This is a genomic window from Naumannella halotolerans (genome assembly GCF_004364645.1).
GTDB classification, from domain to species: domain Bacteria; phylum Actinomycetota; class Actinomycetes; order Propionibacteriales; family Propionibacteriaceae; genus Naumannella; species Naumannella halotolerans.
The window spans coordinates 73,071-98,500 of sequence record NZ_SOAW01000001.1; the positions used below are offsets into that span (position 1 = coordinate 73,071).

General features: G+C 68.3%; 20 protein-coding genes. 12 read left to right on the forward strand and 8 right to left on the reverse strand.

Annotation, left to right across the window (positions count from 1 at the left end; genetic code table 11):
- The first annotated feature begins 90 nt into the window (after positions 1-90).
- From CLV29_RS00365 to CLV29_RS00390, 6 genes are all read left to right on the forward strand, one after another.
- Positions 91-3,516 carry a bifunctional proline dehydrogenase/L-glutamate gamma-semialdehyde dehydrogenase gene (locus CLV29_RS00365; protein WP_133753130.1) on the forward strand — a complete coding sequence of 1,142 codons (3,426 nt, stop codon included), beginning with the start codon at positions 91-93 and terminating at the stop codon, positions 3,514-3,516.
- An 88-nt stretch (positions 3,517-3,604) separates the two neighbouring features.
- Positions 3,605-4,399 carry a siderophore-interacting protein gene (locus CLV29_RS00370; RefSeq protein ID WP_133753131.1) on the forward strand — a complete coding sequence of 265 codons (795 nt, stop codon included), beginning with the start codon at positions 3,605-3,607 and terminating at the stop codon, positions 4,397-4,399.
- A gap of 96 nt (positions 4,400-4,495) precedes the next feature.
- Positions 4,496-6,517, forward strand: a complete 2,022-nt coding sequence (locus tag CLV29_RS00375) for an acyl-CoA dehydrogenase family protein (RefSeq protein WP_133753132.1) — start codon at positions 4,496-4,498, stop codon at positions 6,515-6,517.
- 49 nt (positions 6,518-6,566) lie between these two features.
- Positions 6,567-7,181 (forward strand): diacylglycerol/polyprenol kinase family protein, encoded by a 615-nt coding sequence (locus CLV29_RS00380; RefSeq protein WP_133753133.1) that lies wholly within the window; start codon positions 6,567-6,569, stop codon positions 7,179-7,181.
- A 208-nt stretch (positions 7,182-7,389) separates the two neighbouring features.
- Positions 7,390-8,514, forward strand: a complete 1,125-nt coding sequence (locus CLV29_RS00385; RefSeq protein ID WP_133753134.1) for an LLM class flavin-dependent oxidoreductase — start codon at positions 7,390-7,392, stop codon at positions 8,512-8,514.
- The gene (locus CLV29_RS00390) at positions 8,511-9,089 is read left to right on the forward strand and encodes a CE1759 family FMN reductase (protein WP_208292690.1); all 579 of its coding nucleotides are present in this window, start codon (positions 8,511-8,513) and stop codon (positions 9,087-9,089) included. The genes CLV29_RS00385 and CLV29_RS00390 overlap by 4 nt, the downstream gene beginning before the upstream one ends.
- A 35-nt stretch (positions 9,090-9,124) precedes the next feature.
- Here the strand turns inward: CLV29_RS00390 and CLV29_RS00395 are convergent, their stop codons facing one another.
- The 5 genes from CLV29_RS00395 to lat form a co-directional block, all read right to left on the reverse strand.
- Complete coding sequence (locus tag CLV29_RS00395) at positions 9,125-10,762, reverse strand: alpha/beta hydrolase (RefSeq protein ID WP_133753135.1); 1,638 nt, start codon at positions 10,760-10,762, stop codon at positions 9,125-9,127.
- Between the two features lie 58 nt (positions 10,763-10,820).
- The gene (locus tag CLV29_RS00400; RefSeq protein ID WP_208292691.1) at positions 10,821-12,107 is read right to left on the reverse strand and encodes an FAD-dependent oxidoreductase; all 1,287 of its coding nucleotides are present in this window, start codon (positions 12,105-12,107) and stop codon (positions 10,821-10,823) included.
- Positions 12,108-12,197: 90 nt separating this feature from the next.
- Entirely contained in the window at positions 12,198-12,845 is a 648-nt protein-coding gene (locus tag CLV29_RS00405) for a DNA-3-methyladenine glycosylase I (protein WP_341799698.1), read from the reverse strand.
- On the reverse strand, positions 12,787-14,646 hold the full coding sequence (locus CLV29_RS00410) for a DUF2207 domain-containing protein (RefSeq protein ID WP_166649080.1): 1,860 nt from the start codon (positions 14,644-14,646) through the stop codon (positions 12,787-12,789). Before CLV29_RS00410 ends, CLV29_RS00405 begins: the two co-directional genes overlap by 59 nt.
- Positions 14,647-14,836: 190 nt before the next feature.
- Entirely contained in the window at positions 14,837-16,159 is a 1,323-nt protein-coding gene (gene lat / locus CLV29_RS00415) for an L-lysine 6-transaminase (protein WP_133753137.1), read from the reverse strand.
- A gap of 194 nt (positions 16,160-16,353) precedes the next feature.
- Between lat and CLV29_RS00420 the strand changes: the two genes are divergently transcribed.
- Positions 16,354-17,565, forward strand: coding sequence for an NAD(P)/FAD-dependent oxidoreductase (locus CLV29_RS00420; protein ID WP_133753138.1), 1,212 nt, complete (start codon positions 16,354-16,356; stop codon positions 17,563-17,565).
- A 13-nt stretch (positions 17,566-17,578) separates the two neighbouring features.
- Here CLV29_RS00420 and CLV29_RS00425 read toward each other — a convergent pair whose 3' ends face one another.
- From CLV29_RS00425 to CLV29_RS00435, 3 genes are read right to left on the reverse strand one after another with little or no spacing between them, the layout of a single operon-like run.
- Positions 17,579-18,412 (reverse strand): glycosyltransferase family 8 protein, encoded by an 834-nt coding sequence (locus tag CLV29_RS00425; RefSeq protein WP_133753139.1) that lies wholly within the window; start codon positions 18,410-18,412, stop codon positions 17,579-17,581.
- On the reverse strand, positions 18,409-19,794 hold the full coding sequence (locus CLV29_RS00430; RefSeq protein WP_208292692.1) for a D-arabinono-1,4-lactone oxidase: 1,386 nt from the start codon (positions 19,792-19,794) through the stop codon (positions 18,409-18,411). Before CLV29_RS00430 ends, CLV29_RS00425 begins: the two co-directional genes overlap by 4 nt.
- 58 nt (positions 19,795-19,852) lie before the next feature.
- On the reverse strand, positions 19,853-21,397 hold the full coding sequence (locus CLV29_RS00435) for a dolichyl-phosphate-mannose--protein mannosyltransferase (RefSeq protein ID WP_392508965.1): 1,545 nt from the start codon (positions 21,395-21,397) through the stop codon (positions 19,853-19,855).
- A gap of 117 nt (positions 21,398-21,514) precedes the next feature.
- On the opposite strand from CLV29_RS00435, the gene rsmI reads away from it, so the two are divergent.
- The 5 genes from rsmI to rsmA are packed head-to-tail and all read left to right on the forward strand — an operon-like array spanning position 21,515 to position 25,429.
- A complete protein-coding gene (gene rsmI / locus CLV29_RS00440; RefSeq protein ID WP_243831644.1) occupies positions 21,515-22,336 on the forward strand; it encodes a 16S rRNA (cytidine(1402)-2'-O)-methyltransferase in 822 nt (273 codons plus the stop codon).
- 54 nt (positions 22,337-22,390) lie between these two features.
- On the forward strand, positions 22,391-23,101 hold the full coding sequence (locus CLV29_RS00445; RefSeq protein WP_133753142.1) for an EcsC family protein: 711 nt from the start codon (positions 22,391-22,393) through the stop codon (positions 23,099-23,101).
- Positions 23,102-23,156: 55 nt separating this feature from the next.
- Positions 23,157-23,999 (forward strand): TatD family hydrolase, encoded by an 843-nt coding sequence (locus tag CLV29_RS00450; protein ID WP_133753143.1) that lies wholly within the window; start codon positions 23,157-23,159, stop codon positions 23,997-23,999.
- Positions 23,999-24,574, forward strand: a complete 576-nt coding sequence (locus tag CLV29_RS00455) for a nitroreductase family protein (protein WP_133753144.1) — start codon at positions 23,999-24,001, stop codon at positions 24,572-24,574. Before CLV29_RS00450 ends, CLV29_RS00455 begins: the two co-directional genes overlap by 1 nt.
- Positions 24,575-24,589: 15 nt before the next feature.
- Positions 24,590-25,429, forward strand: coding sequence for a 16S rRNA (adenine(1518)-N(6)/adenine(1519)-N(6))-dimethyltransferase RsmA (rsmA, locus tag CLV29_RS00460; protein WP_133753145.1), 840 nt, complete (start codon positions 24,590-24,592; stop codon positions 25,427-25,429).
- Position 25,430: the final 1 nt, after the last annotated feature.

Sequence of the window (25,430 nt, forward strand, 5' to 3'; positions counted from 1 at the left end):
CTTATTGATACTCGTCAGAAAACATCGCTTTACCTGATGCTACGACCCCGCGGATACTGAGGGAAAGCGTGAGTATTCCAGGAGGGGCCGATGACCACCGAGCAGCACAGCGAGATCCGGGCCGGGGAGCCGTCGGTCGCCGAGGTGGAGGCCCTGGTCCGTCACTGGCTGGCCGAGGCCGCCAAGGAACCCGTCGACCCGGCTGCCAAACAACTGGCACAGGTGCTGACCGACCCCACCGGGTTGGAATTCACCGTCGGCTTCGTCGATCGGGTGATCCGTCCGGAGGATCTCGGGGTGGCCGCCGACAGTCTGCAGGAGCTCGCCGCCAAGGCGCCGGCCTTCCTGCCCTGGCATCTGCGCACAGCGGTGAAGCTGGGGGCTGCGGTGTCCAAGGTGGCGCCCTGGCCGGTGATCCCGATCGCCCGCCGGGCACTGCGGGAGATGGTCGGCCACCTGCTGGTCGATGCCAGCGATGCCAAGCTGGGCAAGGCGATCGCACGGATCCGCGAACGCAACGTCCGGTTGAACATCAATCTGCTCGGTGAGGCGGTACTCGGGCAGACCGAGGCCGAGCGGCGGATGGCCGGCACCCGCCGGCTGCTCGAGCGCGACGACGTGGACTACGTCTCGATCAAGGTCTCCGCGGCCGTCTCGCCGCATTCGGCCTGGGCCTTCGATGCCGCCGTGGATCACATCGAGCAGTCGCTGTTGCCGCTGTACCGACTGGCATCGCAGTCACCGACGCCGAAGTTCATCAACCTGGACATGGAGGAGTACCGCGACCTCGATCTGACCATGGCGGTCTTCATGCGACTGCTGGACCGGCCGGAGCTGCTCGACCTGGAGGCAGGCATCGTGCTCCAGGCGTACCTGCCCGATGCGCTGGGGGCGATGGTCGAGCTGCAGGAATGGGCCGCCGCCCGGCGGGCCCGTGGCGGTGCGCCGATCAAGGTACGACTGGTGAAGGGTGCCAATCTGCCGATGGAGCAGGTGGAGGCGTCCCTGCACGACTGGCCGCTGGCGACCTGGGGCAGCAAACAGGACTCCGACACCAACTACAAGCGCGTTCTGCACTACGCGCTGCAGCCCGAACATGCCCGCAATGTGCGACTCGGTGTGGCCGGACACAACCTCTTCGACGTCGCCCACGCCTGGTTGCTCGCCGGGAACCTCGGCGTCGTCGATCAGGTCGACTTCGAGATGCTGCTGGGGATGGCGCAGGGTCAGGCCGAGGCGGTACGGCGTACCGTCGGCCAGCTGCTGCTCTACGTACCGGTGGTGCATCCGGAGGACTTCGACGTCGCGATTGCCTATCTGGTGCGCCGGCTGGAGGAGGGCGCCAGCCAGGAGAACTTCATGTCGGCGGTCTTCTCCCTGAACGACGATCCGACGCTCTTCGCCCGGGAGCGTGACCGCTATGTCGCCTCCCTCGCCGGAGTGGACGACCAGATTCCGTTGCCGAACCGGCGGCAGGACCGGCGCAACGAGGATCCGGCCGATTCGATCAAGCCGGTCTTCGACAATGTCCCCGACACCGACCCGGCACTGGCCGGCAACCGGGAGTGGGGGACGACGATCATCGACGCCATCGACGGATCGCAGCTCGGTGAGCAACTGGTCACCGAGCACACGGTGAGCGATGTCGAGGAGCTCGAATCCCTCGTGTCCACCGCAGTCGGCGCCAGTGCCGAGTGGGGAGCGCTCGGCGGTGCCGGTCGGGCGGCGGTGCTGCGCAAGGCGGCGGCCGTGCTCGCTGAGCGTCGGGCCGAACTGCTGGAGGTGATGGGGGCCGAATGCGGCAAGACCCTGGACCAGAGCGACCCCGAGATCTCCGAGGCGATCGACTTCGTCAACTATTACAGCTCGCTGGCCGAACAGCTCGACCAGCTCGACGGCGCCCGTCAGGTGCCGGTGAAGCTGACCGTGGTGACGCCGCCGTGGAACTTCCCGGTCGCCATCCCGACCGGGTCGACCACCGCAGCGTTGGCGGCCGGATCATCGGTGATCATCAAGCCGGCGCCGCAGGCAGCCCGATGCGGGTCGGTGATGGTGCAGGCCCTGTGGGATGCCGGTGTGCCCCGTGCGGTGCTGCAGTTGGTGCACACGGACGAGGGTGAGGTGGGCAAGCGGCTGATCTCGCATCCCGAAGTCGATCGGCTGATCCTCACCGGTGCCTTCGACACCGCATCGCTGTTCCGTGAGTTCCGCCCCGATCTGCCGCTGCTGGCCGAGACCAGCGGGAAGAACGCGATCATCGTCACCCCGCATGCCGATCTTGATCTTGCTGTGAAGGATCTGGTCAACTCCGCCTTCGGTCACGCCGGACAGAAGTGCTCGGCGGCCTCGCTGGGGATCCTGGTCGGCTCGGTCGCAGGCTCGCGCCGTTTCCTTGATCAGCTCACCGACGCCGTGCGCTCGTTGAAGGTGGGCTATCCCTCGGATTCGACCACCCAGATGGGGCCGATCATCGAACCGGCCTCGGGCAAGCTGCGGCGCGCGTTGACCGAGTTGGCCCCGGGCGAGCAGTGGCTGGTCGAGCCGCGACAGCTCGACGACAGCGGTCGCCTGTGGTCGCCGGGCGTGAAGACCGGGGTGGCCCGCGGATCGGAGTTCCATCTCACCGAGTACTTCGGTCCGGTGCTGGGCCTGATCCGGGCCGACGACCTCGCCGAAGCGGTGCAGATCCAGAACCAGGTCGACTACGGTCTGACCGCCGGACTGCACTCCCTCGACCGTGACGAACTGGAGTACTGGTTGGCCGGTGTGCAGGCCGGGAACCTCTACGTCAATCGTGGGATCACCGGTGCGATCGTTCGCCGGCAGCCCTTCGGGGGATGGAAGAAGTCGGCCGTCGGTCCCGGCACCAAGGCCGGTGGCCCGAACTACCTGATCGGGCTGAGCGACTTCGAGACCTCCGGTGCCCGCGACGGTGCGTCGATCAGCGCGGCGATCGAGAAGTTGATCACCGGTGTCGAACTCCCCGACCGCGACCGGGAGTTCCTGGTCCGGTCGACCGGTTCGGATGCCCTTGCCTGGCAACAGGAGTTCGGAGTCACCCGCGACATCAGCGGTCTGCTGGCCGAGCAGAATCATCTGCGTTATGTACCCACCGCAGTGACCATCCGCGACGAGGGTGCGCCGGTGGCCGGACTGCTGCGGGTGCTGGCCGCCGGTGTGCTCAGCGGTGCCCAGGTACGGGTGTCGGTGCCGGCCGCGTTGCCCGACGGCCTGGCCGATCTGGTACGCCGCCACGCCTCCTATGTGGTCGAGGACGATGTCGCCTGGCGGCAACGGCTGACCGGTCCCGACGCTCCCGCGCGGGTGCGCCTGCTGGCCGGTGAGCGGCAACGGTTCGCCGAGCAGAGTGGTGGCCGGGCCGACATCGCCCTCTACGCCCAGCCGGTGACCGAGGCCGGGCGGGTCGAGCTGCTGCCGTACCTGGTCGAACAGGCGGTCTCGATCACCGCGCACCGCTTCGGGTCACCGACCTCCTTGGTCGACGGTCTGTTGTGACGCAGGGCTCCCGGACGGGGATGGCTTCGTGACGAGTCCTCTGGTTAGGCTTACCTGAGTCATTCAGGTGTCCAGCCGGAGGTAGTCCATGAGCTTCAAGGAAGCCAGCAAGTTCACCACCATGTGTGAGGTGGCGGTGATCGCGAATGAGCAGATCAGCCCCAACTTCCGCCGGATCACGGTGGCCGGTGAGGAACTGGCGCAGCTTCCCCGCCATGGCTTCGATCACTGGTTCCGGCTGTTCCTGCCCCAGGAGTCCGGGGAGACCAATTTCGACCTGCCGAAGAAGCTGGGCCTGATCGGCTACGTCAAGTTCATGCGGATGAACTCGGCCACCCGGCCGTACCTGCGCAACTACACGGTGGCCGAGTTCCGCCCCGACCAGCGCGAACTCGACATCGACTTCGTGGTGCACGGCGACCACGGCCCAGCCAGTCGCTGGGCGCAGCGGGCGGGTGCCGGGGACACGGTGGTGCTGGTCGACCAGGGCCGCGGATTCGATCCCGACCCCGGTGCTGCGCAGTACCTGCTGGCCGGTGACGAGACCGTGCTGCCGGCGATCGCCGGGATTCTTCGCGATCTTCCCCGTGAGGCCAGGGGGCTGGCGGTGCTGGAGGTCGCCGACGCAGGGGACCGGCGTGAGCTGGCCGCGCCCGCCGGGTTCGACATCCGCTGGCTGGTCCGCACCGACGAGCATCCCGGGTCGCTGGCACTGGCCGAACTCAAGACCTGGCAGCCCGATGATCCGAAGAGCCTGAGTGCCTACATCTGCGGTGAGCACGAACTGCCTGTGGGCGGTCGACGGCACCTGGTCTCACTCGGCGTACCGAAGTCGCGGATCGCCTTCGTCGGCTACTGGCGCCAGGGCAAGGCCGCCTACTGAACGCGGACCGGGTCGCACCCGGTCGTTCCCGGGGCTGTTTCGTGATCGCCGTACTGGTGAGTAACATAGGTCGCGTACCCTACTGAGGAGACGACCATGGTCGACAGCGTTGCCGAACACACCGACGAGGAACTGCATCCGCCGCTGGAGTTGGGCGTCGAAGCACCCGAGACCGAGTTGGACTCGGCCTGGTTGGGTCGGCATCTCCTGGGCAAGTGGGAGGAACAGCGGCTGGCCGGGCGGCGCAAGGCTGCCGATCCCCGTTATCAGCGCATCGACGGGCTCAGCATGGACGAGCACCGGGCACGGGTCACCGAACAGGTGAAACTGCTGGCCGATGACGGTGCGGCCCTGGCCGCCTTCCCCGCCCGGCTGGGTGGTCGTGATGATCATGGTGGCAACATCGCCGGTTTCGAGGAGCTGGCGCTGGCCGACCCGTCACTGCAGATCAAGGCCGGGGTGCAGTTCGGCCTCTTCGGCGCCGCCATCCTGCACCTGGGCACCGAACGCCATCACGACGAGTTGCTGCCGCCGATGATGAGCCTGCAGAACCCGGGCGCCTTCGCCATGACCGAGACCGGACACGGTTCCGATGTGGCCTCGATCGGTACCACCGCGACCTACGATCCCGCCACCGAGGAGTTCGTGATCCACACCCCCTTCCGGGCGGCCTGGAAGGACTACCTGGGCAATGCCGCGGTGGACGGGCGGGCAGCGGTCGTCTTCGCCCAGTTGATCACCGGCGGCGAGCGCCAGGGTGTGCACGCGTTCTACGTGCCGATCCGCGATGCCGAGGGCAACTTCCTGCCCGGTGTGGGCGGTGAGGACGACGGCCTGAAGGGCGGACTGGGTGGTGTCGACAACGGGCGCCTGCATTTCGACCAGGTCCGGATCCCCCGTACCCAACTGCTGAACAGGTACGGCGATGTGGCCCCCGACGGGACCTACAGCAGCCCGATCGCCAGCCCCGGGCGACGCTTCTTCACCATGCTCGGCACCCTGGTCCAAGGCCGGGTCTCGATCGACGGCGCGGCGGTCGTGGTGTCCAAGGCGGCCCTGGCGATCGCCATCCGTTACGGCGCCGAGCGGCGGCAGTTCCACGCCAGCTCGACCGAGGAGGAAGAGGTCATCCTCGACTACCGCAGCCATCAGCGGCGGTTGTTCACCCGGCTGGCCGACACCTATGCCCGCAGCTACGTCCACGACCGGCTGCTGGACGATCTGGACGAGGTCTTCAGCGGCACCGACGACACCCCCGAACGCCGCGAGGACCTGGAAACCCTGGCGGCCGGGGTCAAGGCGGTCTCCAGCTGGCAGGCCCTGGACATCCTGCAGGAGTGCCGGGAGGCCTGTGGCGGAGCCGGGTTCCTGCAGGCCAATCGGCTCACCCAGCTGCGGGCCGATCTCGATGTCTATGCCACCTTCGAGGGCGACAACACCGTCTTGTTGCAGCTCGTCGGCAAGCGGTTGCTGAGTGATTACGCCAAGCAGTTCAAGGGGGCGAATGCGGCTGCGCTGGCCCAGTTCGCCGCCAAGGAGCTGGCCGGTCGGGCGGCCTCGCTGGTCGGCTTCCACCAGCTCTCCCAGGACGTGGGCGATCTCTGGCGGGCATCCTCGGCCTCGGTCGCCCTGCGACGACGCGCGGTGCAGACCGAGCTGTTGACCGATCGGGTCAGCAGCATCGTCGGTGACATCGCAATGCGCCTGCGCAGCGTCGGACGCGATGACCCCGCGGCTGCGGCGAAGGCCTTCAACAATGTGCAGAACGAACTGCTGGACGCAGCCCGGGCCTGGGTGGAGTTGAAGACCTACGAGGCCTTCGCCGACGCGGTGGCACAGATGCCGGACGCCACCCGGACCGTGATGAAGGATCTGCGGGATCTCTACGCGCTGTGGCTGATCGAGAAGAACCTGGCCTGGTACCTGGCCAATGGCCGGCTCTCCGGCGCCCGGGCGAAGGTCGTCAGTTCCACCATCGAGCGGCTGCTGGTGAAGATCCGCCCGCACGCACTGGGTCTGGTCGATGCCTTCGGCTACGGCGACGAACACCTGCGCGCCGAGATCGCCACCGGTGCCGAGGCCCGGCGGCAGCAGGAGGCAGCGGCTCACCGGGAGTGAGGCTCGGGCCATCCGGTCGAGGCGGCGGCTGACGTGACAGGCTGGCGGGGTGGAGGAGCAACTGCTGGCGCCGTTGGCTGCGGTGAGCATGATCGGCGCCTGGTTCGTCGTCTGTGAGGTGGCCGCGCGCTTCGCCGCCGGTGCCGAGGTGGAACTCTTCCGCAAGGCCGCACATATCGGAGGGACGGTGCTCGCCGCCGGCTCGCTGCTCTGGGTGGAGGTCATCGACTATGTGCTGATCGGGCTCGCCTTCGCCGTGGTGATGGCCGTGCTGCCGCGGTTCGTGCCGTTGCAGGCCATGAGCGAACGAGTCTCCGCCGGGCCGATCGCCTACGGCCTGGGTGTCGCCTGCGCCGCGCTGGTGGCGCCGAATGCGGCGATCTTCGGGGCCGCCCTGCTGATTCTCGGCCTGGCCGACACCGCCGCGGTGGTGATCGGCAAGCGATGGCCGCTGCGCCGGCTGCGCAGCGGCAAGAGCGTCGGCGGAGGCCTCGGCTTCTGGCTGATCGCCGCGATGCTGCTCGCAGGCGTCGGTGCGGTCGCCTGGCCGCTGGCCCTCGCCGTGGCCGTGCTGCTGGCCTTGGTTGAACTGGCCACCCCCGGCGGCTGGGACAACCTCAGCGTGCCGGCTGCCGTGGCCGCGCTGGGCTGGTTGATGGTCTGAGAAGGTCTGGCGTACCGCGCCTCGAGTCGGGCCGGCGTCAGCACGCCGATTTCGTGGCTCCAGATCGTCGAATCGGACCCGCAGTGCGTGATCGGGGCGACTGGAGCCACATTCTCGGTGTCAGGTGCCGGTCAACCTCCCCAGGAATGAAACCCGAGACACCCGCGTTGACCCGTATGATTGAAGAATCAACTAATCAGGAGTCAGGATGCAACTCGGAATCTTCACCGTCGGTGATGTCACCCGCGACCCCACGACCGGCCGTACCGTCAGCGAGCACGAGCGGATCAAGAACACCGTGGTCATGGCGAAGAAGGCCGAGGAGATCGGACTCGACGTGTTCGCCACCGGTGAGCACCACAACCCGCCGTTCGTCCCCAGCTCACCCACCACCACCCTGGCCTACATCGGCGCGCAGACCGAGCGGATCATCCTCTCCACCTCGACCACGCTGATCACCACCAACGATCCGGTGAAGATCGCCGAGGACTATGCGACCCTGCAGCACCTGACCGACGGCCGGGTGGACCTGATGATGGGCCGCGGGAACACCGCGCCGGTCTACCCCTGGTTCGGCCGCGACATCCGCGACGGGATCGAACTGGCGGTCGAGAACTACGCCCTGTTGCACCGGTTGTGGCGCGAGGAGGTCGTGAACTGGAGCGGCAAGCACCGCACCGCGCTGCAGGGTTTCACCGCCACCCCGCGCCCGCTGGACGGCGTACCGCCGTTCGTCTGGCACGGTTCGATCCGTAGCCCGGAGATCGCCGAACAGGCCGCCTATTACGGCGATGGCTTTTTCCACAACAACATTTTTTGGCCGATGAGTCACACCAAGCAGATGGTGAACCTCTACCGGCAACGCTGGGAGCACTACGGCCACGGACCGGCCCGGACGGCGATCGTCGGCCTGGGTGGACAGTTCTACATGGCGAAGAACTCCCAGGACGCGGTACGCGAGTTCCGGCCCTACTTCGACCAGGCCCCGGTCTACGGACACGGTCCCTCCCTGGAGGAGTTCAGCCGGCTGACCCCATTGACGGTCGGTAGTCCGCAGCAGGTGCTGGAACGCTATGCCGCCATGCGCGAGGACGTCGGCGACTACCAGCGCCAGCTGTTCCTGATCGACCACGCCGGCCTGCCGATCGACACCGTGATGCGACAGCTGGACCTGCTGGCAGAGATCCTGCCGGACCTGCGTGCCGCCTATGCCCAGGGGCGACCGGCGGACGTACCCGAGGCGCCGACCCACGATTCGTTGCTCGGGGCGAAGATCGTCGACCGGGTGGCAGCCGACCTGGCCTCGGCACGGACCGAGGAGGTGCAGTCGTGAAGCTCGCGGTGATCACCGCCGGGGTGGGCTCCCCCTCGGCCACCAAGCTGCTCGGTGACCGACTGGCCGAGGCCTTCGTCGTCGAGACCGGTGCCCAGGTCAGCCAGGTCGAACTGCGCCACCTGGCCCGGGATCTGGCCGGGCACCTGGTGACCCGGGTGCCGACGCCGGAACTGTCCGCGGCGATGGAAGCGGTCGCCGCGGCCGATGCCGTGATCGCGGTGACACCGATCTACAACGGCAGCTTCCACGGGTTGTTCAAGCTGTTCATCGACGCCCTCGATCAGGACACCCTGGCCGATGTACCGGTCCTGCTGGCGGCGACCGGCGGTACGGTGCGGCACTCGATGGCGATCCAGCAGACGCTGGTGCCGCTGTTCTTCCACCTGCGGGCACGGATCCTGCCGACCACCGTCTTCGCCGCCACCGGTGACTGGGGAGATGCCGGCTCCGAGCTGCCGGGCCGGATCGAGCGGGCAGCGCGGGAACTGGCCGATTTCGTCGACGGGGCGCCGCGGCGCAGCCGTACCGATGAATTCGCGGTGGTCCCGTTCGAGGAACTGCTGAACCGCTGAGCATGGCCGCCGGTACGCGCGTACCAGCGTCGCGGTCAGGAGCAGCGCAACTCGCCGTCGGGGGTGTCGCCGTCGGCGAAGTAGTCGACCACGGCATCGTCGACACAGGAGTCACCGCGGCCATAGGCGGTGTGGCCGGTGCCTTCGAGGGTGATCAGGTGGGCTCCCGGCTGCTGTGCCGCCAGGTCCTCGGTCCACTCATAGGGCGTGGCCGGATCGCCGGTGACACCGATCACCAGCATCGGCGGCGCCTCGGGATAGGTCTGGCGGATCGGGATCACTGCATCGACCGGCCAGGTCGGGCAGGCCAGGCTGGGTCCGAAGTAGGTGCCGAAGAGGTCCGAGCCGGACGCGGCGCTCTCGGCGTCGAGGCGGGCCTGTTCGATCCCGGTGTCACCGGCATCGAGGCAGTTGATGGCCAGGAAGGCGTTCGCCCCACCGGCGTAGTGACCGTTCGGGGCGCGGCCGTTGTAGCTGTCGGCCAGGCCCAGCAGGGCATCACCGCGACCGGCCATCGCCGCGGTCAGCGCATCGGCCAGCAGCGGCCACTGGTCGGAATCGGCGTACAGGGCAGCGATGATGCCGGTGACCGCCAGGGACTGGCTCAGGTCACGACCGCCGACCGCCAGCGGACGGCCGTCCAGGTCGTCCAGCAGACCGGTGATCCGGTCGATGATCCCGTCGGCCGAACCTTCCACCGAGCATTCCGGTGAACCGGAACACCACTCGGCGAACTCGCGCAGGGAGGCGTCGAAACCGGCCACCTGACCACTGCCCATTCCGGTGGTACGGAAACCGGTGTCGTCGCTGGGCAATGGGGCCACCGAATCCAGGGCGATCCTGCCCAGCCGATCGGGGAACAGTTCGAGGTAGGTCTGCCCGATGATCGTGCCGTAGGAGTAGCCGAAGTAGTTCAGCTTGTCGTCACCGACCAGTTCGCGCAGCAGGTCCAGGTCCTTGGCGGTGTCGACGGTGGAGACATGTTCCAGCAGTCGGCCCGAATCGGCCAGGCAGAGGTCGCCGAAGTTCCGCCAGCCCTCGACCAGGTCGTCGAACTCGGGCTCGTTGTCGGGTGACTCGTCGAGCGCCAGCAGGGCATCGCGATCGGCGTCGGTCCCGCAGCGCACCGGGGTCGAGTTGGCTGTTCCGCGCGGATCCCAGCCGACGATGTCGTAGGCCTCCAGGCCCTCGGAGCGGAAGGCCTCGACCAACGCCACTCCCGACTCACCGGGGCCGCCGGGGTTGATGAAGATCGTGCCCAGCTTCGGGGTCCGGGTCGCTGGGCGCTGCATCAGGGCCAGTGTGACGGCACTGTCGGCAGGTAGGTCCCAATCCAGGGGAGCGGCCACCTCGGCGCAGCGGAACTCACCGCAAGCACTCCAGTCGAGCTGCTGGCCACGGTAGGCGTCCAGATCGGCCAAACCGTCCCGCATCCCCGGCACCACGACATTCCCGGCATCGGACTCACCTCGATCAGGTGAGCGTTCGGCCGGGACGGGTTGTGCCGACGGTGCCGAACTGCCGGTCTCGGGTTCTGCGGTGCCGGCATCGCGTTCCAGTGATTCGCGCAGCAGGGTCGGGGCCCCGACAGCCACCACGGCGCCGAGGGAACCGGTGCCGAGGACAGCGATCGTCAACAGCACCGAGAGGGCTGCACTGCGGAGGCGGGGCACCCGGCCATGGTAGACGGCGAAGGCCAATCTGCACGCTTCCTGCGCGCCGCAGCGGCAGTCATCGGTGATCGGCGCCGAAGAGGTCGGCGGCCAGTGCCGGCGGGTAGGGCCCGTAGCCGTTCCTGGCCGCCGATCGCCGGCGTGCACCGGGCAGGGCGGTGATCACCTTCAGCAGCCGGCCGGGAATCAACGGCCGGTTGCGTTCCCGGGCGTCGGCGGCGCGCTGCTCGGTCCGTACCTGTGCCTGCTGGACCTGGACGATGGCCGGTTCCCGGGCGCTCTGGATGGCCGACATGACCTCGGCTCCGGGCCGCTCGGTACGGCGCAGCGCCGGGACCAGCAGGTTGGCCGCGACCACTGCGTCCTGCAGCGCCATCAGGATCCCGTTGCCACCCACCGGGGAGATTACATGTGCGGCATCACCGATCAGCAACAACCCCTCGCGGTGCCAGGTACGTACCCGCTTGAGCTCCACCGAGAGCAGCGTGATCTGGTCGAACCCGGTCAGCAGCTCGATCCGATCGCCGAGCCAGCCCAGGTGGGCCGCCAGGAACTGCTTGATCGGCGCCACACCGGCGCTGCGGGCGGCGGCGTACCCGCCCTTGGGTACGGTCACCCCGATCTGCCAGTCCTGCACACCACCGAGCAGTCCGGCATAGGCGTCGCGGCCGAAGTAGAGGTCGACATCGGCCTCGGCCGGATCGTCGGGCCGTCGTGGCATCCGGAACCACAGCAGATCGGTGGTGGCACCAAGATCATCGACCGGAAGCTCGGAAAGCGCACGCAGCTTGGAGAAACGGCCATCGGCGGCGATGACCAGATCGGCCCGCAACTCCCGGGGACCGTCGGCGTCCCGCCAGGCAACCCCGGCCACCCGATCTCCGTCGAAGATCAACTTCCTGACCCGGGCGCCGGTGATCACGGTGAACTCCGGCAGTGCGGCGGCCCGCCCGGCGAGGAAGTCGAGGAACCGTACCTGCGGCATCAGGGCAACGAACGGGAAGCGGGAGTCCAGTTTCGTGTAATCGGTGGTGATCACCGTGCCGGCCGGGGTGAACATGCGGAACCGGGTGGCCTTGAAATGGGGGAGTGCCAGCAGGTCCTCGGCCAGCCCGAGCCGATCCATCAGCTCCAGGGTCCACGGATGCAGCGAATCACCCCGGAAGTCCCGGTCGAAGTCCTGGTGCGACTCCAGCAAGGTGACCGCGATCCCGGCGCGGGCCAGCAGGTACGCCGCCAGCATCCCGCCCGGGCCGCCGCCGACCACGATGCAGCGCGGGGCTGTCGGTTCCTCGGGCTGCGGTTCATCGGGCTGCGGTTCATCGGGCCCCGGGTCATCCGTCACTCATCGACCCTAGCCCGCCGCTGCCCGAACTCATCGGGAGCTGTGGCGACCTCCACCCGCTCCGAGGTCACCATAACTTCCGACAATCTGTCAGGACCAGATGCCGGAGGTGCCGCGTCGGTGGCTGTCCAGCAGATGGGTGTCGACGATCCCGACCGCCTCCATCAGCGCGAACATGGTGGTCGGGCCGACGAAGCGGAAGCCTTTGCGCTTCAGCGCCTTCGACAGTGCCAGTGACTCCGCCGAACGGGTCGGTACGTCGGCGAGCTCCCGTGGCACCGGGGTGGTCCGGGGCCGGAAGCTCCAGATGAAGTCGGCCAGACCGCCCTCGTCCCGCAGGGCGAGCGTCGCCTGGGCATTGGCGATCGTGGCGTCGATCTTCGACCGGTTCCGGACGATCCCGGCATCGGCCCGCAACCGCTCCCGATCGGCCTGCCCGAATCCGGCCACGATCTCGGGGTCGAAGTCGGCGAAGGCGACCCGGAAGTTCTCCCGCTTCCGCAGGATGGTGGCCCAGGACAGACCGGACTGGAAGGCCTCCAGGCTGAGCCGCTCGAACAGCCCGCGTTCGTCGCGTACCGGCATCCCCCACTCGGTGTCGTAGTAGGTGCGCAGCAAGGGGTCGACCGCGGCCCAGGCCGGGCGACGCAGACCGTCCTCGCCCAGCACCGTCATCGGGTCACCACCCACCGCCGCCACCACCGCCGACGCCACCACCACCACTGAAGCCGGATCCACCACCCGAACCCGAGCTCGGCGCGGTCATCGCCGAGGTGGCGGCAGTGCTGAACCCGTCCAGGGATGCGGCGAACGAGGCCGCTCCGTCGGGATCGAAGATCCACGGGCTGGCTCCGACGTACCAGGCGGGGACCACCAGATCGACATCGTCGCGCTGGGCCAGCTCGGCGAACACCCGGGTCCAGCGGTCGGTGAGTCCCCAGATCATCGCGTACGGCAGGTACCGGGAGAAGATGTCCACACCCTCCTCGAACCGGATCTGGTCGGCCTCGGCGGTCCGCAGATAGGTACGGAAACCCGCGGCCTGGACGTTCAGCGCGGTACCGGTCGCCGACCGCCCGGGTACGCCGGAGGCCAGCACCGCCACCACCACCCCGAGTGCCAGCACCGCGACACCGACCAGGCCGATACCGAGGGTGAAACCGAGCGCGAGGAACAGCGCCACACCGAGCACGATCAAGCCGGTGGCGCTCAGGCCCCAGACAGCCCGGCTGCGTCGGGGATCGGATCGGAACCACCCCGAAGACGCGACCTCGTCGAACAGCTTCGCCAGGGTCCGCTCGGAGGGTTTCTGCAGGCCACCGGCCGTGGACAGGTCGACCGTCGGCCCGTCGGCGAAGAGACTGTCCAGCAGGACCCGCTCATAGCCGCGCAGCCCGGCCGGCTGTTTGTCGGTGGCCCGCAACAGCCAGCCAGCGGAATCCTGTTTCGACTCGGTGCCCACCTGCTCGATCAACAGATGCCCGCGCGCCGCCAGATCGACCAGGGTGGCGCTGACCGCGGTCTGCCGCGTCTGCTTGCTGGCCAGCACATCCAGCTCGGCGGGGCGGACATCGTTCGGCGGGGTGAACTGCACGGCGATCGGGCCCTTGCGGTACGGGGTGGTCGATGCGGTGCCGGGGTCCTGCGGGCGCTGACCTGGAGTCAGGTCGGTGAAGGTGAGGTCGGCCTCCCGGCGGCGCAGCGCGACCGCGATCGCGGCGCCCGCGGCGGCCACCAGTGCTGCCAGACCGGCCGAGACCGGGTTCAGGCCGACGACCCGGCCGAAGGTGTATCGCTCGGTCAGGATCGGCTGTACGCCGGGGAAACTGCCGGCCGGCATGGCGGCCACGACTTGCATCCCGTCGCCCGGTTCCAGTTCGGCGATCGGGCCGTAGGTGGCCGAACGATCGTCCGGGCCGGGGGAGAACGCACACGGTTGGTCGTAGTCCTCACCGATCCAGCAGGCGTGGCCGGCGAGGTCGACCGGGGTACGGGTGGTGACCGTGACCTCGCGCAGGGGGATCTCCCAGCCGGTGCCGATGGCATTCCAGCTCAGCTCGTCCAGACCGCTGCCCGGGGCATCCGGATTGAGCACCCCGGCGATGGTGTAACCCACCCGGTAGCGGTGCACACCTTCGAGCTCGACGTCCTCGTCGCCGATCCGGATCAACACCGCACCCCGTTCACGCTCGGTCTCGATCAGGGCCGGTGCGGTGTCGCTGCTGGCGGTGATCTCACTCACCGGCAATGATCGCCAGTGCTCGGAATCGTCGGGGATCTCCATCCGTTCGGGCACGGTGAGGTACGGGCCGTGCCCGGAGTCGTCACCGAAGTTGAAGTCGAAGTCGAGCACGACATCGAGTGATCCGTCGGGCTGCAGAGTGGCGTCGACGGCCATTCTGTCGATCGAATCGTCGTCACTGTCATCGGCGCGGGCAACGGCGGTGGAGCCGAGCAGCAGCGTGAGGCCGACGATCATGATCATCATCAACCGGAGCCAGGACCGGCTTCGCGGCAATGGGAAAGCAGGGCTGGTCATCTGATCACTCCACAGGATCGGCGGTCTCGGCGCATCGGACACGCCGAGGCTGTCGTGCAGGTCACCGGTCGAGGATGCGCCGAGGCGTGCGGGGTTCGATCCCCGCACCCCTCGCACACCCGATCGGCGCCACGCCGACATGCTAACGAGTCGACATGCCACCGAGCGGATCAGGTCAGGACCGAGTGGATCAGGTCAGGGCGGTGAGCACCCGGTCCAGGGCCTGCACCGCACGGGTGATGTCCTCGGCGGAAACCGTCAGTGCCGGCCGGAAGCGGATCGAGGACTCCCCGCAACCGAGCATGAACACGTGCTCATCGCTCCGCAGATGCTCGACCACCTGATCGCGTAGCTGCGCCGAGGGCAGCGTCACCGCACACATCAGGCCCAGTCCGCGGGGGTCGCTCACCGACTCGTGCCGGGAGGCGAGCTCCTGCAACTGCTGCAGCAGCTCGGCACCGCGTGCCTCGGCATTGTCGATCAACTGCTCGGCTTCGATCACCTGCAGGATCCGGCGCGAACGCACCATGTCGGTCAGGTTCCCGCCCCAGGTGGAGTTGATCCGCGAGGGGACTTCGAAGACGTTGTCGGCCACCTCGTCGACGCGGCCGCCGGCCATGATGCCGCAGACCTGCAGCTTCTTGCCGAAGCTGACCACATCGGGCTGCACCCCGAGCTTCTGGTACGCCCAGGCGGCGCCGGTCAGCCCGCAACCGGTCTGCACCTCGTCGAAGATCAACAACGCATCGTGCTCGATGCACAACTGCTTCATCGCCGCCAGGAACTCCGGCCGCAGATGCCGGTCACCACCCTCGCCCTGGATCGGTTCGCAGATGAAGGCGGCGATGTCATCACCCTCGTTCTCGAAGTGGGTCAGTGCCTGTTCCAGTGCCGTCCGTTCCAGCGCCTCGACGTCATGGTGCTCGGAGACGTAGGGCGCCTCGATCCGTGGCCAGTCGAACTTCGGGAAACGGGCGACCTTGTTCGGATCGGTGTTGGTCAGGCTCATGGTGTAACCGGTGCGGCCGTGGAAGGCCCCGGTCAGATGCATGATCCTGTTGCCGAGATCGGGGCTCTTGCCGGTGGCCTGGTTGCGGCGGCTCTTCCAGTCGAAGGCCACCTTCAAGGCGTTCTCCACCGCGAGTCCGCCGCCTTCGACGAAGAACAGATGGGGCAGCTCGGGATCGCCGAGCACCCGGGCGAAGGTGTCGACGAACTCGGCCATCGGTACCGAGTAGATGTCGGAGTTCGAGGGCTTGTTGATCGCCGCCTTGGTGAGTTCGGCACCGAACTCGGCATCCTCGGCCAGGCTGGGGTGGTTCATCCCCAGGGCGGAGGAGGCGAAGAAGGTGAACATGTCGAGGTATTGCTGCCCGTTGCGTTGATCGACCAGCTCCGATCCGCGGGAGTGGGTGAGGTCGAGCACGAAGTCGAAGCCGTCGGTCAGCAGGTGCCGACTCAGCACCTCGCGCACGGCGCCGGGTTCAAGGTGTTGGGGAGTCGTCGTTGTCATGCACCAAGACTACGAATCTTTGTGTCGAGGCGCGAGTTCCCCATAAAAGCTGTTGTTACGAACAGGTTAATCGCCGAAATATTGCGCGCCCAGCACGGCGGCGAACCAGAATCCGCGCCCGAGCGCATCCCGTGGCTCGGGACGTATGCACCGATAGGGCGGAGAGGTTGGCCGTTCTCGATAGGGTTCGAGGTGTGAGTTCGCGTGCCCAGTTCCTCAGCATGCCGCCCTGGGGGCGACCGCAACTCCTCACCACCGATCCGCATCCGGCCTCCGGTGATCACCGAGATCTGGTCGTCGTCGGTACGGGCTTCACCGGTCTGACCGCAGCGGTACGGGCAGCCGAGGCCGGCGCGACGGTGACCCTGCTCAGCAACGGCCGACCCCGATCGGCGGCCCTGCCCGGCTGGTCGACACCGCTGCACGGGGAGGACCCGCACCAGATCCGCTTGTTGCACGGCGAGCCCGCCGTCGGCGGCTGGGTCGCCCAGCTGGCTCGGGCGGCCGAGCATCTGGAGACCAGCGCCGGTGACCTCGGGGTGAAGGTCGAGCAGCGCGACTTCGGGCTCTCCACCTTCGACGGCCAGTGGGCCTTCCAGCTCAGGTTCATCGCCCGTGCGCTGCGGATCGGCGGTCTGCGGGTCGACTTCGACGACCGCTCCGGTCTGCCCTTCCCGCTGCGCCCGGAGTTGGTCGTCGTCGATGGTGGGGAGATCGACCCGACCCGCTGGTTGGATGCGCTGACCCGGCGCGCGATCGACCTGGGGGTACGGGTCGTGCCCGGCCAGCTCGCCGGACTGCGGGTCCGTCGGGGGATGGCCACGGTGGAGACCGGCAGTGCACGACTGCACGCCGGACGGGTGATCCTGGCCAGTTCCGCACCGCTGGCCGACCGGGCCCTGTTGCGACCTCGGGTACGGACCGAACAGTGGCACCTGGTGGCCTTCCGGACCGAGACCTTCCCGCACCGCGAGCTGCAGGTGCTGGACCGGCCGCAGACCGTCCTGGCCCGGCACGCCGAACATCTGGTGGTCGGTCAACGCGGCGGTGCGGCGACCCAGCTGCTCGACTGGGTCGGCCGCAGGTTCCCCGACAACCGGATCACCCACGGCTGGTCGGCCACCACGACCCGCAGCATCGACGCCCTGCCGCTGGTCGGCTCGGCCAGTCTCAGCGGGGAGACCGTGCTCACCGCCAGCGGCCTCGGGCAGTACGGGCTGAGCCTGGGCACGGCTGCCGGTCTGCAACTTGCCGATGTGGTGCTCGGCCGTTCCCGGGCCGGTGAACTGCCATGGAGACCGGCCCGCGGTGTCACCGCGAACGGATTGTCCAAGCGGCTGCGTTCGGCAGCGATCGGCCCGATCCCGTTCATCACCCGGTTGAACACCCCGCCGCTGCGCGACTGAGGGCCGCGGTGCCTCAGCTGCGCACGGCCCGGTCGTGGCAGCGCCACCACCAGGAGTTCAAGCGGGCGAAGGGCGTATGGTCCTGCGCCGGCAGGGTCTGCCAGGGTTTGTCCAGGATGTAGTGCAGATTGCGTACCTGATCATCGCGCCAGAACTGCGGGTGCTGAGTGGGCAGGGTCTTCAAGGCGTTGTAGTACCACGGCAGTTGCACCCAGTTGTCGAAGATCTCGTTCAACAGGTCCTGCTCGGGGAACGGATACCGCGACAGGTCGTCGATCGCCTGCAGACGATCGACGATCCTCGCCATGGTGGTCTCGCTCGGCTGCAGCACCATCGCCCCGGAGTTGAAGTAGGCGCCCGCCGAGGGGGGCGGTGATCCCCGGCCGGAGCGATCGCACCAGGTGTAGAAGCAGTTCTCCGGCCGCCAGTCCGGCGGGTAGCTCTCGATCCGCAGCGGATTGCAGCGACAGGCGTGGCAGGCGGCGAGGTTGTCGCCGGCCAGGTCGAGGTCGAACAGCTCGTCCATCGGCTGCAGCACCAGCATGTCGCTGTCCAGGAACACCACCCGTTCGTGATCGGTCAGCGACCAGACGGCCAACTTGGTCCAGACCGAGTCGAAACGGCCCGCGGCATAGGCTCCGGCGGTGTGCCCGGGCGGCGCCAGTGGGGCCACCTCGCGCCACGGCAGACCAAGATCATCCAGTTCCAGCCGTACCTGCTCGTCCACCTGCGCGGTGATCATCACCTCCAGCGGGTGGGAGCTGCCGACCTCGGTCAGCGACCGCTGCAGCACCCGCAGCCCCGGAAGGTAGTCGGCATTGGTGAGCAGGGTCACCCAGGCACTCATGCAACCCGCCGATGATCATCGAGGAGCCCGCCCAGCCAGTCGTTGACGAACCTCCCGGCCGGGTCGAGCTCCCGGCGGACACGATGGAAGTCCTCCCACCGGGGATAGATCGCAGCGAAGTCGTAGAGCCCGGAATCGAAGTACTTGCCCCAGTGCGGACGGCCACCGGCTGCCGCCAGGCGGCGCTCGGCCGCCCGCAGGAAGTCCAGTCCCTCGGGGTTCAGCGACCCGTCGTCGGCGTAGTAGACGACGAAACCGAAGAACAGCGTCTCCCGGTCATGGGCCGGGCTCAGCCAGGCCTGCGAGCCGCCGGTCGATCGCAGGATCACCGGATAGTGCAGATGCGGGCGTTCGCGTCGATACCAATCGCCGAAGTCGGCCAGGATCTCCGGCGCATCGGCCAGCGGGACACCGATCTCGGTGTTGATCTGCGGTACGGCGATCCCGCGGCAGAACACCTGGTAGACGTCCCCGGTGACGGTGGCGAAGTCCCGGAAGCGGGTGACGGTACGGAACTGGCGTCGCTCACCATCGGCGCCCCGGACGGTGTCGGCCCGCATCCGGGCCAGGGTCGCATCCACGGTGGCGTTGAGTTGTTCGTCACCGACCGATCCGCTCAGCAGCTCCCGGCCGTTGTGCCGCCAGGCCGCGACCTCGGCCGGTGAGGCCTGTGCGGCGTTCCACACGTGCACCCGGTCGTCGTCGAGGAACCACCAGGCCTTGGAGAACTCCCACTCGGCATTCCACCGCGGCAGGTCCCGGCCGATCGTGTCGGCGGCGACCGCATCCTTGTGACAGGTGAAGACCCGGTGCGCGACGGTCCGCAGGGTGACCCGGGTGATCACGCCGAGGGCACCCAGCCCGACCAGATGGGCACCGAAATCGGGATCGCCGCGGCGCACCTCACGGACCCGGCCGGCGGCATCGACCAGGCGCAGGGAGACCACCTCGTCGGACAGCGTGCTCTGACCCAGACCCTGACCGTGGGTACCGGTGGCCAGGGCCCCGGCCAGGCTCTGCTCGGCGATCACCCCGGGGGAGGCCTGCAACATCCGCTGATGCTCGGTGAGGGTGTCGAAGACCTGCTGCAGGCGCGTACCGGCGCCGAATGTCGCCGTGTCCTGGTCCAGGCAGACCAGTCCGGACAAGGCGTCGAGGCTGACCAGAAGTCCGCTGCCGCCGGCGAGCAGGTCACCATTGGACAGTCGCGAGCCGACCACCCGTACCGGGCGGTCGTCGTGGCGCAGCAGGCCCTGCAACTCGACCTCGGTGCGAGGACGGTACGGCTCGGGCCGTTCGCTAAGCACCCGGTTGTGTGCCCAGTTCCAGACCCGGTGCTGGTCCGATCCGGCCTCGGGTACGCGTGGGGGATAGGCGGTCACGGTCCCCAGCCTGCTCCACCGGGACAACCCGGTGCCAGTCCTCGCCGGGACGAATCGCTCAGATCCAGCTGCTGAACCACATCCGTGCCTGCCACGAAGAGCGGGGGATCACCTCGTCGGTCAGCACCGGGTACAGCCAGGCGAAGTTGAGCATCACCAGGATCACGAAGACCGTGCAGCAGGTGGCGGCGATCGAACGGCGACGGGTGGCACGCTGATCGCCCGGGTCCGGTTTCGGGCCCAGCAGCATGCCCATCACCAGCGCCAGCGCGATCACGGTGAACGGGATGATCATGATCGCGTAGAAGAAGAACACCGGCCGGTCGGAGTTCGGGAACCAGGGCAACCAGGTGGTGGCCAGGCCGACCACCGGGGTGGCGAAGCGCCAGTCCCGGGTGAAGATCCACAAGGCGACGGCGGCAACCAGGGCCAGGACCCCGGTCCACCACAGGATCGGGGTGCCGATGCCGGAGATGACGGAGATGCAGTTCTCGTCGATGTTCGGCGGACATCCCTGGGTGCCGGGGGAGATGTCGTTCTGCGCGTCGATGCCGATCGGCCGACCGATCACCAGCCAGGTGATCGGGTCGGCGTTGTAGGTGTGGGTCTGCGACCTGATGTAGTCGCCGTTGTGGAAGCCCCAGATCTCCTTGTGGTACTCCCACAGGGCGAGCAGTCTGTTCGGGTTCTTGTCCTGGCCCCAGCCGCCGTCATTGGTCAGCCACCCCCACCAACTGGCGACGTACACTACCCCGGCCACCACCACCTGGTAGACGAACGCCGGGATGCCGTCGCGCAACACACCCCACCAGGCCCGGGAGCCGGCGCCGGCCAGCCGCCGGGCACTGACATCCCAGTACAGGGTCAGCAGGGCGAACCCGGCCAGCACGACCAGCGAACTCCATTTGGTGCCGATGGCCAGCCCCCAGCAGATGCCGGCCACCAGTCGCCACGGCCGCCAGAGCAGGAGCGGACCGAACCGGCCTCCCAGGTCGGGCAGCTTGTGCTGGGTCAGCCAGTCGGCCAGCCGGCCGCGGAACCAGTCCCGATCGGCCAGCATGCAGGCGATCGCCAGCATCGTGAACAGGGCCTGGAAGATGTCCAACAACCCGATTCGCGACATCACGAAGGCCAGACCGTCGAAAGTCAGCAAGAGCCCGGCGATCACCCCGACCAGCAGCGAACCAGACAGCCGCAGGGCGATCCGGATCACCACCGCGACCAGCAGTGCGCCGGCCACACAGGCCGAGATCCGCCAGCCGAAGCTGTTCATCCCGAACGCCGCCTCGCCGAGGGCGATCATCCATTTCCCGACCGGCGGGTGCACGATGTAGGAACCCTCGGCAGTGGCGATCAGGTCGACATTGCCGTTGACGATCTGCTGGTTCGCATCCTCCGGCCAGCTCCGCTCGTAGCCGTAGAGCAGCAGCGACCAGGCGTCCTTGGGGTAGTAGGTCTCGTCGAACATCAGCTTGTTCGGATGGCCCAGACCGACCAGCCGGAGGACGAAGGCGATCAGCGTGATCGCGGCGGTGACCGCCCAGGTGAACAGGCCATGACCCGCATAGGCGGTCCGGGCGATCGAACGGCCCAACCGGTCCACGGTGCTCCGGGACCGGTCACCGGGATCGGCGGGAAGCGGCCGTTCGGCGAGGGCGGTGGCAGTCACGCCGCACATACTAGGCGGCGAGGCCACCTTCGCCAGTGGGATGCTGGGGCCGTGTTGATCCTCGCCGCCACCCCGATCGGGTCAGTCGACGACGCCTCGCCGAGGCTGCGTCACGAACTGTCCACCGCCGATGTGATCGCCGCCGAGGACACCCGTCGACTGCGCGCCCTGCTGCAACGGCTCGGTGTGCAGACCGAGGCCAAGGTGATCTCCTACTTCGACCAGAACGAGGCCTCCCGGGTGGATCGGCTGATCGCCGAACTCTCGGACGGAGCGCGGGTGCTGGTCGTCAGCGATGCCGGGATGCCGACCGTCTCCGATCCCGGTTACCGGCTGGTCCGGGCCGCGGTGGAGGCAGGTCTGCCGGTCACCGCGGTACCCGGTCCATCGGCCGTGCTGACGGCCCTGGCGGTCTCCGGGCTGCCGGTGGACCGGTTCTGCTTCGAGGGTTTCTGTTCCCGGAAGGCCGGTGAGCGCAAGCGCCAGTTGCAGGCACTGGCGACCGAACCGCGGACCATGGTCTTCTTCGAGTCCCCGCACCGGATCGCCGAGATGCTCACCGATGCCGCCGAGGCCTTCGGCGCCGACCGACCGGCAGCGGTCTGTCGGGAACTGACCAAGACCTACGAGGAGGTACGCCGAGGCGGCCTCGGTGAACTGGCCGGCTGGGCGGCCGAGGGGGTACGCGGGGAGATCACGGTGGTGATCGCCGGAGCGGCCCCGGTGGCCGAGGACCTGCCGGGCGCAGCGACCGAGGTCGCCGAGCTGGTCGGTGAGGGGATGAAGACCAAACAGGCAGTCGCCGAGGTGGCCCAGCGGCACGGTCTGGCGAAGAATGCCCTGTACTCGGAGGTGCTGCGGCAGCGCCACTGACGCATCGCATCGCGGCCGTGGGAGAATGGTCCGTCCTCAGGAAAGGGGTCAGCAATGGGATTGTTCCGTCCGAAGCGCAAAGAGGTCGCCGAGACCCGTACCGCCTTGCAGGAGGCGGCCGACGGGCACCGGTCGGGTGCGATCGAGAAGGTCATCGACACCGTGCTGGCTGTCGGCATCGACGGTCGCGGACCGCTGAAGTCGGCCTCGGCATTCGCCGAGAGCGCGCGTCGCGGGACCCGTGACGTCGATGCCGCGATCAAGAAGATCCTCAAGACCTCCACCCGCCGCGGGGCTGCCGGTGGTTTCGTCACCGGACTCGGCGGTTTCGTCACCATGCCGGTCGCGCTGCCGGCCAATGTGCTCGAGTTCTACGTCCAGGCGGTACGGATGATCGCCGCCGTCGCCCACCTCCGTGGCTACGACCTCACCGACGACCGGGTACGTACCGCGATCCTGTTGACCCTGACCGGTTCGGATGCCGACGACGTGCTGAAGAAGGCCGGTGTCACCGCACCGGGTGGGCAGCTGGCCTCCTTCGCCCTGCGCCGGTTGCCGCCGGCTGCGCTGATGATCGTGAACAAGGCCGTCGGGTTCCGGCTGCTGCGCGGTGTGGGGGAGAAGTTCCTCACCCGCCTGGGCAAGGGCGTGCCGTTCGTCGGTGGCTTCCTCGGCGCCGGGTTGGACGCCTGGATGATGTCGCGGATCGGCCGGAGCGCGAAGAAGGAGTTCCCGCCGATCGAGACCGTGCGCGCGGAGGCCTGAGGAGTCGAGCCCACAGTCGGTGATCGGCCACCGCCCCGCCCCTACAGTGGGCGGCATGGCTGATCGAACGACCCTGCCGGAGGCTCCCGAGCCGCTGCCGGCGCCGGTGGCCGATTCCCACACCCACCTGGACTCGACCCGCGACCACAGCGGTCTGCAACCCGCCGAGGCGATCGCCCGGGCCGCGGAGGTGAATGTCACCAGGTTGGTGCAGGTCGGTTGCGACCTGGCCGGTTCGGCATGGGCGCTGGAGATCGCCGACAGCTGCCCGGAGGTGGTCGCCGCGGTCGCCCTGCATCCGAATGATGCCGCACGGCTGGGTGATCGACTTCCCGACGAGCTGACCGCGCTGCGGGAACTGGCCGAGACCGCCGGACCCCGGCTGCGGGCGATCGGGGAGACCGGGCTCGATCACTTCCGTACCCGCGAACCCGAATTGCAGAAGCTGCAGCAGGTCTCCTTCGCCGAGCACATCGCGCTGGCCAACGAACTCGGTCTGACGCTGGTGATCCATGATCGCGATGCGCATACCGAGATCCTGCAGGTACTCGACGCCGAGGGGATTCCCGAACGGGTGGTCATGCACTGCTTCTCCGGTGACGCCGAGTTCGCCCGGGCCTGTCTGGACCGGGGTGCCTGGCTGTCCTTCCCCGGCCCGGTCACCTTCAAACCCAATGACGCGCTGCGCGAGGCCGCCCGGATCACCCCGGCCGACCGGCTGCTGACCGAGACCGATGCGCCGTACCTGACGCCGATGCCGCTGCGCGGCCGGCCGAACGCGTCGTACCTGATGCCGTACACCGTGCGATTCCTGGCCGAACTGCGTGGCGAGGACCTCACCGAGTTGTGCCACCGGCTGACCCAGAACACCTTCGCCGCCTTCGGCGGGGCGTGGTGATGCAGTTCTCGGAGGTGTTGCAACGGCGGCGGATGATCCGGCGGTTCGATCCCCGGGCGGTCGCCGATGATCAACTCAGCGCGGTGTTGGAGGCCGGTCTGCGGGCACCGTCGGCCGGATTCAGTCAGGGCGTGAGCCTGCTGGCCCTCACCGGGGGACAGGCGGACCGGTTCTGGCAGGTCAGCGCCGGTGAGCGAGGCTCGAGGTGGCTGGACGACATGCGGCAGGCACCGGTGATCATCACCGTCTGGACCAGTGAGCTGAGCTATCGCCGTCGCTATGCCGAACCGGACAAGGGGCGTCGCGTGGATGCGGTCTGGGAGGTTCCCTGGTGGTGGGTCGATGCCGGTGCGGTGATCGAGAACCTGCTGCTGGCCGCCGCCGACAACGATCTCGCCGCAGCGCTCTTCGGGGTCCGTGGGATCGAACAGGTACGCGCGGCCTTCGGCGTACCGGACGAACAGGCCAGTGCCGGCGCGATCGCCCTGGGTCATCGCGCTCCGGACGAGACCCCGCGCGGATCGGCGACCCGCCGCGCACGGCGTACCGATGCCATTCGCATCGACCACTGGTGAACTAGGGTCATCTGCATGCCAGCCGCCCTGCTCGATCCCCGCACCATCCGGGAGCTCGCTGCCGGTCTCGACCTGCGGCCGACCAAACAGCGCGGCCAGAACTTCGTCCATGACGCGAACACCGTCCGCCGGATCGTCACTGCCGCCGAACTGACCCCGGCCGAACCGGTGCTGGAGATCGGACCGGGGCTCGGGTCGCTGACGCTGGGACTGCTGGAGGCCGGTCACCCGGTGACGGCGATCGAGATCGATGATCGACTCGCCGGACTGCTGCCGCAGACCGTCGCCGAACGGCTGCCGTCGGCGCATTTGCAGGTGATCACCGCCGATGCCCTGACCGTGACCGACCTGCCCGATCCGGCGCCGACCGCCCTGGTGGCGAATCTGCCCTACAACGTCTCGGTGCCCGTGCTGTTGACCATGTTCGAGCGGTTCGACAGCCTGCGCAGCGGGTTGGTGATGGTGCAGGCCGAGGTGGCCGATCGGCTGGCGGCGCCGCCGGGTTCGCGTACCTACGGTGTGCCGTCGGCGAAGATCGCCTGGTACAGCCGTGCCCGCCGGGTGGGCACGGTGCCGCCGAAGGTGTTCTGGCCGGTACCCAATGTCGAGTCCGGGCTGGTCCGCCTGGGCCGCCATGACCCGCCGCCGACCACCGCGACCCGACAGCAGGTCTTCGCCGTCGTCGATGCCGCCTTCGCCCAGCGGCGGAAGATGCTGCGTTCGGCACTGTCGGGGCTCTTCGGCGGCTCCGCCGCAGCAGCCGAGGCGCTGACCGAGGCCGGGGTGGATCCGCAGGCGCGGGGCGAGTCGATCGACATCGCCGGGTTCGCCCGGATCGCCGAACGGATAGGTTGAC

Excerpts from the sequence above, each read along its gene's own strand:
- CLV29_RS00385 (WP_133753134.1), top strand. The coding sequence starts at position 7,390 with ATGCAACTCGGAATCTTCACCGTCGGTGATGTCACCCGCGACCCCACG.
- CLV29_RS00455 (WP_133753144.1), top strand. The coding sequence starts at position 23,999 with ATGCAGTTCTCGGAGGTGTTGCAACGGCGGCGGATGATCCGGCGGTTC.
- CLV29_RS00370 (WP_133753131.1), top strand. The coding sequence starts at position 3,605 with ATGAGCTTCAAGGAAGCCAGCAAGTTCACCACCATGTGTGAGGTGGCG.
- CLV29_RS00445 (WP_133753142.1), top strand. The coding sequence starts at position 22,391 with ATGGGATTGTTCCGTCCGAAGCGCAAAGAGGTCGCCGAGACCCGTACC.
- rsmA (WP_133753145.1), top strand. The coding sequence starts at position 24,590 with ATGCCAGCCGCCCTGCTCGATCCCCGCACCATCCGGGAGCTCGCTGCC.
- CLV29_RS00365 (WP_133753130.1), top strand. The coding sequence starts at position 91 with ATGACCACCGAGCAGCACAGCGAGATCCGGGCCGGGGAGCCGTCGGTC.
- lat (WP_133753137.1), bottom strand. The coding sequence starts at position 16,159 with ATGACAACGACGACTCCCCAACACCTTGAACCCGGCGCCGTGCGCGAG.
- CLV29_RS00375 (WP_133753132.1), top strand. The coding sequence starts at position 4,496 with ATGGTCGACAGCGTTGCCGAACACACCGACGAGGAACTGCATCCGCCG.
- CLV29_RS00425 (WP_133753139.1), bottom strand. The coding sequence starts at position 18,412 with ATGAGTGCCTGGGTGACCCTGCTCACCAATGCCGACTACCTTCCGGGG.
- CLV29_RS00450 (WP_133753143.1), top strand. The coding sequence starts at position 23,157 with ATGGCTGATCGAACGACCCTGCCGGAGGCTCCCGAGCCGCTGCCGGCG.
- CLV29_RS00410 (WP_166649080.1), bottom strand. The coding sequence starts at position 14,646 with ATGACCAGCCCTGCTTTCCCATTGCCGCGAAGCCGGTCCTGGCTCCGG.